At 69.7% G+C, this 13184-nt stretch carries 17 protein-coding genes; 9 read left to right on the forward strand and 8 right to left on the reverse strand.

Annotated features, from left to right (window positions below):
- Nucleotides 1-472: 472 nt before the first annotated feature.
- The 3 genes from WDJ58_RS05415 to WDJ58_RS05425 form a co-directional block, all read right to left on the reverse strand.
- Complete coding sequence (locus WDJ58_RS05415; protein ID WP_338916617.1) at nt 473-1492, reverse strand: lysylphosphatidylglycerol synthase transmembrane domain-containing protein; 1020 nt, start codon at nt 1490-1492, stop codon at nt 473-475.
- 3 nt (nt 1493-1495) lie between these two features.
- A complete protein-coding gene (locus WDJ58_RS05420; RefSeq protein WP_338916618.1) occupies nt 1496-2980 on the reverse strand; it encodes a sulfatase in 1485 nt (494 codons plus the stop codon).
- Nucleotides 2981-3091: 111 nt separating this feature from the next.
- The gene (locus WDJ58_RS05425; RefSeq protein ID WP_338916619.1) at nt 3092-3403 is read right to left on the reverse strand and encodes a DUF7130 family rubredoxin-like protein; all 312 of its coding nucleotides are present in this window, start codon (nt 3401-3403) and stop codon (nt 3092-3094) included.
- A 161-nt stretch (nt 3404-3564) separates the two neighbouring features.
- On the opposite strand from WDJ58_RS05425, the gene WDJ58_RS05430 reads away from it, so the two are divergent.
- The 4 genes from WDJ58_RS05430 (at nt 3565) to WDJ58_RS05445 (ending at nt 5503) form a co-directional block, all read left to right on the forward strand.
- The gene (locus WDJ58_RS05430; RefSeq protein WP_338916620.1) at nt 3565-3777 is read left to right on the forward strand and encodes a hypothetical protein; all 213 of its coding nucleotides are present in this window, start codon (nt 3565-3567) and stop codon (nt 3775-3777) included.
- Nucleotides 3778-3828: 51 nt separating this feature from the next.
- Nucleotides 3829-4509: a phosphate signaling complex protein PhoU gene (phoU, locus tag WDJ58_RS05435; protein WP_338916621.1), complete on the forward strand. Its 681-nt coding sequence runs from the start codon at nt 3829-3831 to the stop codon at nt 4507-4509.
- 83 nt (nt 4510-4592) lie between these two features.
- Complete coding sequence (locus tag WDJ58_RS05440) at nt 4593-5081, forward strand: pyruvoyl-dependent arginine decarboxylase (protein WP_338916622.1); 489 nt, start codon at nt 4593-4595, stop codon at nt 5079-5081.
- Nucleotides 5082-5176: 95 nt separating this feature from the next.
- Complete coding sequence (locus tag WDJ58_RS05445) at nt 5177-5503, forward strand: DUF5811 family protein (RefSeq protein ID WP_338916623.1); 327 nt, start codon at nt 5177-5179, stop codon at nt 5501-5503.
- 4 nt (nt 5504-5507) lie between these two features.
- Here the strand turns inward: WDJ58_RS05445 and WDJ58_RS05450 are convergent, their stop codons facing one another.
- The gene (locus tag WDJ58_RS05450; RefSeq protein WP_338916624.1) at nt 5508-5687 is read right to left on the reverse strand and encodes a hypothetical protein; all 180 of its coding nucleotides are present in this window, start codon (nt 5685-5687) and stop codon (nt 5508-5510) included.
- Nucleotides 5688-5853: 166 nt separating this feature from the next.
- On the opposite strand from WDJ58_RS05450, the gene WDJ58_RS05455 reads away from it, so the two are divergent.
- A complete protein-coding gene (locus tag WDJ58_RS05455; protein ID WP_338916625.1) occupies nt 5854-6609 on the forward strand; it encodes a class I SAM-dependent methyltransferase in 756 nt (251 codons plus the stop codon).
- 41 nt (nt 6610-6650) lie between these two features.
- Here WDJ58_RS05455 and infB read toward each other — a convergent pair whose 3' ends face one another.
- Nucleotides 6651-8483, reverse strand: a complete 1833-nt coding sequence (infB, locus tag WDJ58_RS05460; protein ID WP_338916626.1) for a translation initiation factor IF-2 — start codon at nt 8481-8483, stop codon at nt 6651-6653.
- 411 nt (nt 8484-8894) lie between these two features.
- On the opposite strand from infB, the gene WDJ58_RS05465 reads away from it, so the two are divergent.
- Complete coding sequence (locus tag WDJ58_RS05465) at nt 8895-9131, forward strand: PRC-barrel domain-containing protein (RefSeq protein ID WP_338916627.1); 237 nt, start codon at nt 8895-8897, stop codon at nt 9129-9131.
- Nucleotides 9131-9589 carry an NOB1 family endonuclease gene (locus tag WDJ58_RS05470; protein WP_338916628.1) on the forward strand — a complete coding sequence of 153 codons (459 nt, stop codon included), beginning with the start codon at nt 9131-9133 and terminating at the stop codon, nt 9587-9589. Before WDJ58_RS05465 ends, WDJ58_RS05470 begins: the two co-directional genes overlap by 1 nt.
- Here the strand turns inward: WDJ58_RS05470 and WDJ58_RS05475 are convergent.
- The 3 genes from WDJ58_RS05475 to WDJ58_RS05485 form a co-directional block, all read right to left on the reverse strand.
- A complete protein-coding gene (locus tag WDJ58_RS05475) occupies nt 9586-9768 on the reverse strand; it encodes a CopG family transcriptional regulator (protein WP_338916629.1) in 183 nt (60 codons plus the stop codon). The two genes, WDJ58_RS05470 and WDJ58_RS05475, sit on opposite strands and share 4 nt — an antisense overlap.
- A gap of 70 nt (nt 9769-9838) precedes the next feature.
- Nucleotides 9839-10603, reverse strand: coding sequence for a CPBP family intramembrane glutamic endopeptidase (locus WDJ58_RS05480; protein ID WP_338916630.1), 765 nt, complete (start codon nt 10601-10603; stop codon nt 9839-9841).
- A 53-nt stretch (nt 10604-10656) separates the two neighbouring features.
- Nucleotides 10657-11952 carry a glucose-6-phosphate isomerase gene (locus WDJ58_RS05485; RefSeq protein WP_338916631.1) on the reverse strand — a complete coding sequence of 432 codons (1296 nt, stop codon included), beginning with the start codon at nt 11950-11952 and terminating at the stop codon, nt 10657-10659.
- Between the two features lie 187 nt (nt 11953-12139).
- Between WDJ58_RS05485 and WDJ58_RS05490 the strand changes: the two genes are divergently transcribed.
- Entirely contained in the window at nt 12140-12712 is a 573-nt protein-coding gene (locus WDJ58_RS05490; RefSeq protein WP_338916632.1) for a hypothetical protein, read from the forward strand.
- 189 nt (nt 12713-12901) lie between these two features.
- Nucleotides 12902-13069: a hypothetical protein gene (locus tag WDJ58_RS05495; protein WP_338916634.1), complete on the forward strand. Its 168-nt coding sequence runs from the start codon at nt 12902-12904 to the stop codon at nt 13067-13069.
- Nucleotides 13070-13184: the final 115 nt, after the last annotated feature.

The following is a 13184-nucleotide window of genomic DNA, read 5'->3' on the forward strand; positions in this document are numbered from 1 at the left end:
GACTATCGGGTGGGACTGAAAGGGGCCGCGTTCTCGACGGTGAGCCGAACGGAGTGAGGCGAACTTCGATGAACGAGCGGAGCGAGTTCATCGGCGAAGTACGGTACCGCAAGCACCGCAGCGAGCGGAGCGAGTGAGGAGCGCAGCGTGTACCGCACGAGTCGAGAACGCGGGGGCTTTCGAGCTGTTCCTCTCGCTGTCGGTGATGAGACAACCGGAAACAACTCGAAAGCCCCCGGTCGATACGCTCCCGCGGCTCGCTGTGCGCGCTCCCTTCGGTCGCGTGCTTGCGTCGTCCCGAGAACCGCAATGCGGTTCTCGTGGGCTGTCCCCAGAACGGCTCCGCCGTTCTGGTGTGCATGCGAGACGCTGCGCGTCTCGCATACTGCACGAGAGCGAGCTCTCGTGAACGCCGGGGTTCGCGTATCGACCGGCCCCTTTCAGTCCCACCCGATACCCTGAGACCGCCCCACTACGCCCGACCCACCACCAGCAGCGCGGCCACGCCCCCGACGACGAGCGCGAACCAGTAGGAGGCGATCCGGTAGACCAACGCGAGCGCGAACGCCGTCGCCGCCCCGACGGGGGTGAGCGCGACGAGCAGCGCGACCAGCGCCACCTCGACCCCGCCGAGACCCCCGGGCGAGGGGACGAGCCCCGCGAGCGTCGAGGCGGGGACGATGAACAGCACGAGCAGCGGGTCGACGGGGACGCCGAGCGCTCGCCCGGCGAAGAAGAGCGGGAGCGCGAAGAAGGTCCATCCGGCGTAGGCGAACAGCGTGGCCTCGGCGAGTGCCCGGGGGTTGGTGGCGATGCGACCGAACGCGGCGTAGAGGTTCTCCATCCGCCGTCTGACCCCTTCGACGCTCATCCGGTCGGTGCGTCGGGCGACCGGGCCGACCAGCCGGACGATGCCCCGCTGGACGCGTTCCCGGAACCACCAGCCCCCGGCGGCGATGGCGGGCACCCCGACGGCCATCCCGAGGAGGCCGAACGCGAGGGGTCGGACGCCCGTCGGGAGTTCGGCCCCCAGCAGGAGAAAGGAGAGGCCGGCGGCCGCGAACGTGAAGAACGGGAGGAGGTTGAGGAGGTCCGCCGTGACGACCGACGCGAGCGACTCCTCGTAGGGGGCGTCGGTGTCGCGTGCGAGGACGTACGCGATGAACGGCTCGCCGCCGGCCTGCCCCAGCGGGGTGACGTAGTTGGCGAACGTGGCCGCGAAGTAGGTGACGACCAGCCGGCGGTAGGGCACCTGAATACCGACCTGCCGGAGGACGACCTGCCAGGCGCGACCCCAGAGCGCGAGACACAGGAGCGTCGAGAGACAGCCGACGGCGATCCACCGCAGTTCCGCGTCGGCCAGCGCCCGCGCGACGCGCTCGGTGCCGAGGCCCACCGCGACGAGATAGAGCAGGACGACGGCCACGACGAACCCGACGGCCGTCTTGGCGACGGTCTCGCGGTCGGCGAAGTCGAACGTCTCCCACCGCACGGTTCACTCCATGTAGCCGAGGTCCTGCAGGCGCTGTCTGGCGTCGTCGCTCATGTCCCCGAGGACGTCGCCGTCGCCGCCCGCGTCGTCCCACTCCTCGCCGACCCGCGACTCGAATCCCGCGAGCGCCGACGCCACCTCCGCGACGGCCTCGTCGTCCTCGGGCGAGACGGGGGTCGTCTCCCCCGGGTCCGAGTCGAGCCGGTAGGCCTCGTCGGCGATGCGCTCGTTGCGGATGAACTTCGCGTCAGGTCGGCGTGCGGCGCGCATCCGGGAGTAGAACCGGGAGTCCCGTTCCAGGCCGATACCCGCCGCGGTCGCCTTCGATTCGAGCTGTTTCAGCTCGACGATCGGGCGGTGGTACTCGACGAAGGCGAACTCGCCGTCGTCGAAGCCACGATGCTCCCCCGTCGGCGCTCGGAGGGAACGTTTCGGGTCGAGTGCCTCCCCGAGCCCCTCCACGCCGGCGACGTCGAGGACCGTGTGGTAGAGGTCGAGCAGTTCGACCTGTCCCTCGTCGCGGCCGGGTTCGAGGTCGGGGTCCTTGACCATGAGCGGGACGTTCACGAGCGGGTCGTAGATGCAGAACTCGTGGCCGTAGAGGCCGTGCTCGCCGTGGAGTTCGCCGTGGTCCGCACAGACGATCACCGTCGTGTCCTCCCAGCGGTCGTGCTCGCGCATCCAGTCGAACAGCCGCCCGAGTTCGGCGTCGATGTGGCGTATCTCGGCGTCGTAGAGCCCGCGGATGTCCCGCCACTCCGCCTCGTCGATGTCGCGCGCGCCGGAGTTGTACTCCTTCGAGTTCTGGCAGACCTCGGCGGGGTCCGCGCCGGGAGCGAACTCCCGGGCGTACTCCCCGGGCGGGTAGTACGGCAGGTGGGCGTCCATCAGGTTGATGAACGCGAAGAACTCCTCGTTGTCGTCCATGAAATCGATGGTCCGGTCGACGACCTCGGGGGTCTTCGAGTCGGCCCCCTCGCCGCCCGCGAAGTGCTCGTGGAGGGTGTTGCCGAGTTCCACCAGTCGATTGGCGACCGCACGGAGCCGGTCGTTGTCGTTGATACGCTGCCAGGCGTCCGCGAGCGCCCCCGAGAGGAGGTCGCCCGGCATCACCTCGAAGAAGTTGTCCTGGTCGTCGAACCCTGCGGTCAGGCGGGTGTAGGGGGTGATCCAGGCGTTCGAGGAGTAACAGGCCGTCGGGTAGCCCGCCGCCGAGAGCGATTCGGCGAGCGTCGACACCTCGTCGGGGAGGTAGGGGTCCTCCTGGGTCGCCCCGTGCTCGGAGGGGTAGAGCCCGGTGAACATCGAGGCGTGGACCGGGAGCGTCCAGGGGGCGGGGGCGACCGCCTGTTCGTACACCCGGGCCTCCTCGGCGAACCGGTCGAGGCCGGGCGTGGTGGGCCGGTCGTACCCGTACGGCGTCAGGCGGTCCTTGCGGACCGTGTCCATGACGACGAAGAGGACGTTCCGGCCCGACGTCTCGCTCATGTTCTCGACTGTGGGTCGCCGGCTAATGAAGTCCGTGGAAACCAGCCGACACCCGTCGGTCGCGACGAGAACGTCTCTCCGATGATATCGCCCCGCGACGGGACGGCCCGGTCAGTCCTGCTGCCAGTAGTAGAGCTCCTCCTTCGGAGCGCCGCAGCTGGGACACTCCTCGGGGAGACCGGCCGCCTCCAGTCGACCGAGCTCCCCGCAGTCCCAGCACCGCCAGTGGAGCTCCTTGGTCCCGGTCCTGCTGCCGGCCTCGTGCTCCATCGACAGCGCCACGACGCCCGCCGCGGTGCTGACGTAGAACCCGTGTTCGTCGAGCCCGCGGACGTGTCCGAGTTCCGTCCCGTCCGCGTCGTAGACGGTCTCGCCGAACGTGATACGCCGGCCGTCCGTGGCCCGCTGCTCGTGCTCGCTCATACACGATTGTATATCACCGAAAATGATAAAGGTTATCCGGGGTAGACGGTGCCGGACGCGTCGGGCGGGGGCCGTCGGATACCCCGATTCCCGCCCCGATCCGCCGGTCCCACACCCCTGCGGCCCGCAGGTTTATGCGTGGCCGCGACCCAGCCGGGGACATGTCGAACCTCGTCGCTCTCCCCCTCCAGCTCGAGGCGCTGGGGTCGCTCCCGGGCATCCTGACGACGCTCCTCGTCGTCGCGGTCGTCATCCTCGTCGCCCGCGTCGTGCTCTCGGTCGCGTGGCGCATCGTCGTCGTCGCGGCGGTGATCGCCGCGATCCTCTGGGTGCTCGGGCTGCTCGGGCCCCTCTCCTCGATCCTCCCGGTGTGAGCCGACGGTCCGCAAGCTACATAGTGGTACATAGCAGAAAAATAGCGCATCATGGCACGACAGTCCTACCAGGACGCGCTCGACCAGCTCCGCGAGGACGTGCTGTTCATGGGCGAGGTCGTCCTCGAACGGGTCCGGGCGGGGCTGGACGCCCTCGCTCGAAAGGACGAGGCGCTCGCCCGCGAGGTCATCGAGGGTGACGACGAGATAAACGAGATGTACCTGGACCTCGAGAGCGACTGTATCGACCTGTTCGCCCTCCAGCAGCCGGTCGCCGGCGACCTCCGGTTCATCGCCGCGTCGTTCAAGATCATCACGGACCTCGAACGGGTGGCCGACCTCGCGACCAACCTCGGGGGGTACGCCATCGAGGCCCAGCGCGACCTCTACCCCGACGTCGACGTCCAGTCGATCGGGGACGCCGTCGTGGAGATGGTCGAGTCGGCGATGGGTGCCTACGCGGAGAACGACGTGTCGGTCTGCCGTGCCGTCGACGAGCGTGACGACGAGATCGACGCCATGTGCGAGCGCGCGTCCAGCACGGTCGTCCGCGAACTCATCGAGACGGAGCTCGACCCCGGGAACGAGGACCGCGACGTCGAGTCGATCATGACCGACGTCTCGCGGCTGCTGCTCACCGTCCGCGACCTCGAACGGGTGGGCGATCACGCCGTCAACATCGCCGCCCGGACGCTCTACATGGTCGAGAACGACGACTCGCTGCTCTACTGAGCACCCTATCGCCGATCGCTGACCCGCCTCGCCTTCCGCCCCGAGACCGCAACCCGCTTGTCCGGCCTCGACCCACAGCCGGTATGCACGTCATCCGCGTCCTCCGGGGCCGGGGCACCGGGCCGACGGCGCTCGCCTCCTACGACGCGGCGCTCGCCTCGGTGAACGTCCACGACTACAACCTCGTCCGTGTCTCCTCGGTCGTCCCCGCTGGGGTCCGCGTGGAGGCGGTCGAGGAGGCCCCCGACCTCGGTCCGGCGGGGAACCGACTGACCGTCGTCGAGGCGCGCTCGACGCTCGCACCCGGGTCGTCCGGGTCGGCCCGGGCCGCCATCGGCTGGGCGCTCCCCCGTGATGGCCCGGGCGTCGTCTACGAGGGGAGCGGCAGGGAACCCGAAGCTGTTCGGCGGGAGGTCCGCGAGGGGCTCGACGCGGCGCGGGACCTCCGGAGCGACCGGGACTGGGACGCCGGCGAGACCGGGCTCGAACTCTCGAGCGCCGGGGCCGACCCCGATCGGCACGTCACCGCCCTCGTCCTCGCGGCCTTCGGCGAGAGCGAGCCCATCGACTGACCGTCGGTCCCGCCGCCGCGTCGTCCGGATCGCGGTAGAGCGGTCGGTCGTCCGACGGGTTTATGCGGCGGCCCGCGCAACCTCGGGGGAGTCGAATGCACGGAAACACGCCCCACGCGGGCCCCGAAAACGGACCGACGGAGCTGGAGCCGGAGGAGCGCCGAGCGCTACGGAGCGACCTCGCCGCGGTGACCAGCGAGGCACGCGCCCTCCTGCCCGACGGCTACCTGATCGGCAGCGAGATCGTCGACGGGACAGACGGTCCCGCCGGCACCGTCGCGGTACGGCCGCCCGCCGGCGCGGTCGTCAGCGTCGACCTCTCGGGGGAGGCGACGACCGCGGAACTCGCACGCTATCTGGTGGCGGCCGCGGCGCTCGAGACCAAACGGAACAGCGGTGCGGGCGACCTGCCGGCCCGGTAGGAGGCTACGGTGGGAAGAGGAACATCGCCATCCCCACCAGCCCAAGCGCGACGACCCCACCGACGGCGAACGAGAGGAGGAACGGAATCGAGGAGTAGAGCCCCACGAGCGCCCCGCCGGCGACCGGTGCGGGGATGCCCGCGAGCAGGAGGTCGTACCCCTCGCCGCCTGTCTCGGTCTCCATACACGATCCACACGGCGCCAGCTAATTAAATGTTATTAGAGGACGAGCGGCCGCGTTCCCCGACCCCGGTTCGGTGTCTCGCGCCAGCGGGTGAAACCTCCCTGGCGATGCCTCACCGAACCGGGAGCCCCGAAAGCGTATCCGTAACCCGTCGCTCGAACGCCCCATGAGGGAGAACCGCGACCTCTGGAACGCGTGGAGCGACGCCTTCCAGGGCGCGTGGAACGCCGACACGGCGGAGGACGAACTGCCGCCCGCCGGGATCCACCTCGGCCCGGACGCGAACGACTCCGAGACCCGCGAGACGGTCCTCCCCGGCCTCGACGGGCTGGACGCGGTCGAACTCGGCTGTGGCGGCGGGCAGGGCACCGTCGGTCTCGCCCGCGAGGGTGCCGACGCGGTCGGCGTCGACTTCTCCACCGCACAGCTGGATCACGGCCGCCGCCTGCGCGACGTTCACGGCGTCGACGCGGAGTTCGTCGCCGGCGACGTCACCGAACTCCCGCTCGCCGAGAGCGCGTTCGATCTCGCCTACTGCTCGTGGGTGTTCCAGATGGTCGACGACCTCGACTCGTGTTTCGCGGAGGCCCACCGGGTACTCCGGGAGGGCGGCGCGTTCGTCTTCGCCGTCCCGCACCCCTTCTACGAGACGTTCGACCCCGAGGCCCGCGAACTCGACCGGAGCTACTTCGACCGGGGGCCCGAGCGCAAGTCCATCGGCGACTACGACCCCGATCTGCTCGTCTTCCACCATCGGATCGAGGACTACCACCGAGCGCTCGTCGATAGCGGGTTCACGGTCGAGCGACTGCTCGAACCCGGTTCCGCCGATCCCGACGACTACGAGGAGCAGTGGAGCCACAAACCGGATCTGATGGCGAAGGTGCCGCCGGCGCTGGTAGTGCGGGCGGTGGCCGAGTAGCGTTCGATCGTGGTGGGCGAGGGCTTCGCTCGCCTCTCGCCCTACTTCCCCCAGAACGGGTCGACCTTCCGGTGTTTCTCCAGATACTGCGAGAGCGCCTCGATCTCGTCGCTCGGGATGTCCTCGCGGAGCTCCTGTTCGAGTATCTTCGCGTGTTTCTCGGGGATCTCCGTCCAGAGCTCGTCGCCCTCCTCTATCTGTCGGCCCACCGTGGGGCCGTCGATGGAGACGGCGGCGCGGTTGCCCGCCCGGAGCTCGTCGATGTTCTCGCCCTCGTCCTGGATGGACTTGAGCTGGCCGACTCTGGTGGGCTCGTTGCCCTCCCACTTCACCACGCGGGAGTTGCGCTTGAGCGTCCCCGAGAGCACCTCGACGCCGACGACGGCCGGGCTGGACTGCCGGAAGACGTGGTCCTCCAGCACGCGGAACCGGCAGGGCCGGGTGATCTTGTCGAGCACCTGCTCCTGCTGGGATCGCTCGATCCCCTCGACGAACTCCTCGTAGTCGTCGACGAGCTGGTAGATGACGTCCTGCTCGAAGATCCGGACGTCCTGCTCTCGCGCACGTTGCTCGGCGTCGGCGAGGATCTCGACGTTGAACGCGAGGATCACCTCGTGTTTCGGGTCGTTGGCGGTCGAGGCGACGGCGATGTCGCGCGGGGCGACGTCGCCGACCTCCGCGCGGACGATGGGTATCTCGGCCTCCTCCAGGGCGTCCGCGATGGCTTCGAGCGACCCGAGGGTGTCCGCCTTCACGACGACGCCCTCCTCGGCGGTCTCGACCTCGATCTCGGCGATCTCGGCCTCGACGTCCGCGATGACCTCCTCGACCGGACGGTCCCGGACGACCCGTACCGGCGCGCCGGCCATCGCGTCGTCGAGGTCGGGGGCGGCGATCTTGATCCCCGCCGCCGCGCCGACCTCCTCGACCTGCTCGAACCGGTTCTCCGTCCTGATCTCCGCGAGCGGTCGGGGCTGGAGCAGCGCACGCACCTCCGTCACGATGGGGTCCTCGACGCCGCCGACGACGATGGTGTCGCCCTTCCGGACCGTGCCGTCGTAGAGGACGACGTCGAGCGTCGTCCCGAACCCGCGCTCGTCCTTGACCTCCAGTACGGTCCCCGCACCCGGCCCGGCGACGTCGATCTCCATCTCCTCCTTCATGTACCGCTGGGAGAGACCCATGAGAACGGCGAGCAGGTCGGGGATACCCTCGCCGGTCTCGGCGGAGACGGGGACGACGCCGACGTTCCGCTGGAAGTTCTGCACGCGCCAGTACATGTCCGCGGAGAACCCCTGGTCGGAGAGCTCGCCGATGATCTCGTAGAGCGCCTCGTTCAGCCGGTCGGTCGCGTTGTTCGACTGCTCGTCCATCGACTCCTGGATGGGCGTGTCGGGGTTCGGGTTCCACCCCGGCGTCGTGTCGACCTTGTTCGCGGCGACGATGAACGGGGTCTGGGTCCGCCTGAGGATGTCGATCGCTTCGAGGGTCTGGGGCTGGAACCCGTCGTTCACGTCGACGACGAGGATGGCGATATCGGCGAGCGCGCCCCCGCGAGCCCGGAGCGTCGAGAACGAGTGGTGACCGGGCGTGTCGATAAATAGCAGTCCGGGAAGGTCGAAGTCGGTCGGGTCGACGAGCCGCCCCGAGATGTCCGAGATCACGTCGAGGGGGACGGCCGTCGCGCCGATGTGCTGGGTGATCGCGCCCGCCTCGCCCTCGATGACCGCCGACCCGCGGACCTTGTCGAGCAGGCTCGTCTTCCCGTGGTCGACGTGGCCGAGGACGGCCACGATCGGCGTCCGTAGCCCGTGCTCGTCGCTGGCCTCGCCGGTCCCCGGCTCGGTATCGGCGTCGGCATCGGTGTTAGACATGGATGGTCACCCGAGAACTCCTTGTGCCAACCAGCCGTCCGGGGACGTTAAACCTTTCAGAACCCGGTCGTCCGCCGGGTCGTTCCCGTGCCGCTTGGCCCTCCCGCCGTCCGCCGCCGCTACCCGACGGCGAACGATCCCTGCATCCCGACCGACCGGTGTGGTCCGTACCGGGACTCGTATCCCTCACGACCCTCCCCGACGACCGTGAGTGTACGCGCTGGTGTGGATGGTAGGATAGGGAGCCGGAGGGGTCGGCGTCGTTCCACGCCTCCTCGGGGGCTCCGGGGGACGGACCTCGGCCCGTGGTCGAACGGCGAACGCTTCCACGCCGGACCGCTCCGGTCGGTGGTTCGGGGCGAAACGGGAGGAACAGCAAGGATTTATGCCCCGTCGCCGGTCCCCACCCCTATGGTGGAGATACTCGCGGAGAACCTCTCCGGCAAGCGGGTCATGGGCGACGACGGGGCGGAGATCGGAGAGCTCTACAACATCACGATGGATCTGAAGACGGGCGAGCTCTACGACCTCGTGGTCGACCCCAGCGAGAACGTCAGCGCCGACTTCGACGTCGACGAGCGGGGGCACTACCTCGTCCCGATCAGCAACGTACAGGCGGTCAAGGACCACATCGTCGTCCGGCGCTGATGCGAGTCCTCGACGCCTCAGCGTTCATCCACGACTACCACGCCGACGGGGAAACCGTGACCGTCCCGCTCGTCCGCGAGGAACTCGAGGACGAGGCGGGCTACCGGTTCGACGCCCTCGAGGGGGCCGGGATGCGCCTGCACGTCCCCGACGAGGGTGCCGTCGAGACGGTCGAGCGCGCCGCCCGGACCACCGGCGATTCGACCGAACTCTCCCGGACGGACCGCCGGCTGGTCGCGGCGGCGTTCGAACTCGACGCGACCCTCGTCACCGACGACTACGCGATGCAGAACGTCGCCGCCGAACTCGGGGTCGACGTCGAGGTCATCGCCCGGGAGGGCATCGACGAGCGCCGTGACTGGCAGTACCAGTGCCAGGGCTGTGGCCGCGTCTACGACGAACACCGCGAGCGGTGTCCGGTGTGTGGTGCCGGCCTCTCGCGGAAGAACCCCAGCTAGTCGCCGCGGGCGGGACCGCCCTCTCGCTCCCGCTCCGTCTCCTCGTCGGGATCGAGCGAGTCCAGCCCCAGGTCGAGGAGCTGTCGGAGGACCTCCCGTTCGGTGAGGTCGTACCGCGTCGCGAGCCGCTCGACACGCCGTGCCTGCCGGTCGTCGCACACGAGCGTGAACTGACGCATGCCCCACCGTTCTCCGGGGGGTCACGTAAACGTCAGTCGGACGTCCGTCTGCCGGGCGACGGACCCGGGATCACATCCCCATCCCGGTCGCCCGGGCGTAGATGGCGAAGAAGACGATGGCGTCGTACGCCCCGTGGACCAGCGCCGGGACGACGAGGTTGTCGGTGTACTCGTAGGTCGCCCCGAGGATGAGCGAGAGGGCGAACAGCGCGGAGATGGTCGCGGCCTGCGCCCCGAGATCCCCCGCCGTCAGGGCGGTGATGTGCGCGACGGCGAACAGCGCCGAGGAGATGGCGATGGCCGGGATCGGGGCGTAGGACTCCCGGAACAGCCCCTGGATGGCACCCCTGAACAGCAGCTCCTCGCCGGGGCCGATGACGAGGAACGCGAGCGGGATCATGTAGAGCATCACCTCGGGGTTGGCGTTGCCGATGCGCTCGATTTCGTTCTGTGCGGTCTGGACGTTGAACTGCGAGAAGACGAAGCTCACGCCCGCCAGCGCGAGCAGGAGCAGTATCACGCCGGCGACCGTCGCGGCGACGTCGCGCAGGCCCGGGACGCGCACCTTCACGAGGTCGGTCCGCTCGGAGATCTTGATGTAGCCGGCGACGGCGATGCCGAACCCGAGCCCCTGGAGGATGGTCGCCACGGGGACGGTGAGCAGCGGGCGGTTCTGGAGGTCGATGCCGAACGCCGAGAGCACGAACACCCCGGCGAGGACCACCGCGATGGCGACGGCGAACCCGCCGATGGTGAGCCCGATACCGGTCCCGACCGTCCGGAGCCGCTCCTCGGTGCTCGCGCCCCCGAGTCCGGTGTAGTCTGCGTCTGCCATTGGGTGGTCGAACTTGGAATCCCAGGGGGATAGGCGTTACCGAACGGCCGTGCTCACTCGACGACGAGTCGCTCCTTCTCGGCGACCGCACGCGCTTCCTCGAACTCGCCGCCGCCGAGCAGCCCCCGTGCCGCGCGCTTGCCCCACTCGACCGCCGGCTGCGTGAACGTCTCGACGCCCGCGAGCTCGCCGACGAGGACACAGGCCGCCTCCATCCCGTAGAGCAGGTCGCCGATCCCGCGGGCGTCGACGCGGTCGAGTTCGACCCGGACGCTCGGCCGGCCGGCCGCCGCCAGCGACGCCTCCGTCGCCTCGAACTCCGCGTCCAGTAGCTCGCCGAGGGTCGTCTCCCCGTCGCCCAGGTACGACAGCCCCTCGACGTCCGTCTCCGGGATGTCGACGTCGGATCGCTCGCGGGGCCGGACGAGCGTGACCATCTTGTCCCGTCGGCCGGCACGGTAGAGCTGGAGCTGGGAGTGCTGGTCGGTCGCGCCCAGCGCCCGGATCGGCGTCTGTCCCATCCCGTCCTTCCCCAGAGATTCGGCCCAGAGCTGGGCGAACCACTCCGCGAACGACTCCAGCGACTCGGCGTACGGCATCACGGCGTTCGACGTCGCCCCCCGGGATTCGAGGGCGTACGCGACCGCACCGTAAGCGTACGCCGGACAGTCGAACAGCGACCCGGTGAGCGACTCGCGGGCCGCCCGTCCCCCGTCGAGGACAGCCTCGATATCGCCGCCGAGTATCGCCGCCGGCACCAGCCCCACCGAGGAGAGCGCGGCGAACCGCCCCGGCACGCCGTCGGGAACGTCGAGCGCGGGGAGCCCCTCCCGGTCGGCCGCCTCGCGGAGCGGTCCGGACTCGCCAGTCGTCACGACCGTTCGCTCGGTCCAGTCGACGCCCGCGTCGGTCATGGCCTCGCGGACGACCAGGAAATTAGAGAGCGTCTCGGCGGTCGTCCCCGACTTCGAGACGACGTTTACGGCCGTGCGATCGAGCGGGAGCTGCTGTAATACGCGCCGCGTCTCGACGGGGTCGACGTTGTCGAGCACGTGGTGGCCGTCGAGCCCGAGCGCCCGCGAGACCGTCACGGCCCCGAGCGCCGACCCCCCGATCCCGACCGTGAGGACGTGTTCGGCTCCCGAGAGCGGCTCGACCGCCTCGTGTATCTCGCCGGCGTCGGTCCGCTCGGGGAGGCCCAGCGCGGCGTAACCGAACTCCTCGTCCTCGATCCCTTCGGCGATCTCCTCGTGTGCGCGTGCCACTCGCTCGTCCAGCGGTTCCAGCGCATCCGCCGAGACGCCCGGGCTGGCGACCGACCCGAGGGCGTTGCCGATGTCGACTCGCATACCCACGCCTGGACGGGGCGGGCTAATGGTCGTTGCCTCTGCCCGCCTCCCCCGACGTGGTGGCTCCGCGGGCGGGTCCGATCCGCCCGCCACCACCCCACTCCCCTGTTCGACGGTCCCGGGTGCTCGAAACGCGGTCCACGCACGGATCGGGGGGCTTTTCGACCGGCGGGTCCTACTCGTACCTATGACCGAGCCGTCCCCGGCGGACGCGCCCGACGCCGGGGAGGTGGACGAGACGTACGACGGCATCCTCGGCGCGTTCCCGTACGCGTTCCGGGCGAGCGACTCCGTGCTCTTTCGGCTCTACGTCCTCGTCGGGGGACTGCTCGCGGTGCTGGTGGCCCTGGTGTTCGGTACCGCGCTCGTCGTACAGGTGGCGAACACGCTCGGCGGTCCGGGCGGGACGTTCACCTTCTCCCGGACGCTGTTCGTTCTCGTGGGCCTGTTCGTCGTCGCGCCGCTGATCGCGCCCGTCCTGCTGGTCGCACGCCGACACCGCCGGACCGGGAGCGACACCCGCTACGACACGCTGCTCGCGGCCACGGGCGTGCTGTTCGTCGTCTCGCTCTACCTCGGCCTCGTGGCCTCCATCCCCCCCGAGTTCACGCTCGACGGCCGGGTCCAGGTCAGACCGCCGCCGAACGGCCCCTTCGGCCCCCTCGTCGGACTGCTCTACGCCGTCCCCTCGATCGGGGCACCGGTCGTCCCCCTGCTGGGGGCGGCGCTGATCGCCCTCGCACACCGGTACGCGGATTGAAACCCCCCGTCCGGGAGCGAATCCCGACCGAACCGGGACGGATTTCGGTGAGATACGTGTGTGAAATCGGCCAAAGGGTATACTTACCTGGACGCTCGTTCCCACCGGAGGCAAGACAGTGATCGACGCAGATGGACCCGTGGAGTCAGTCACACGGCGTAGCAGCGGGTCCCCCCGGAGGTGTCGCCGGTGAGCGCCGACGGTGCCGGATCGACCCGCGGGCTCGACCTGAAGTTCATGACCGACGGCCTCGGGGAGACGGAGATGGCCGTCATGTACGACCCCGATGCGCCGGAATCGGCCTGGATACGCGCCCCGCGGAAGGCGTTCCTCGAAGGCGTCGAGAGCTACCGCTGACCGCGCGCACGGCCCTCCTGTCCCCGTCCAGTGCGGCGGGACACCGGATCGGTCCGACCAACACTCGCGCCCCGTCATGGATCACGGCTCGCCCCGCTCCGTGAGTCGTGTGCCG

This window comes from Salinirubellus litoreus (assembly GCF_037335815.1).
Classification (GTDB): domain Archaea; phylum Halobacteriota; class Halobacteria; order Halobacteriales; family Haloarculaceae; genus Salinirubellus; species Salinirubellus litoreus.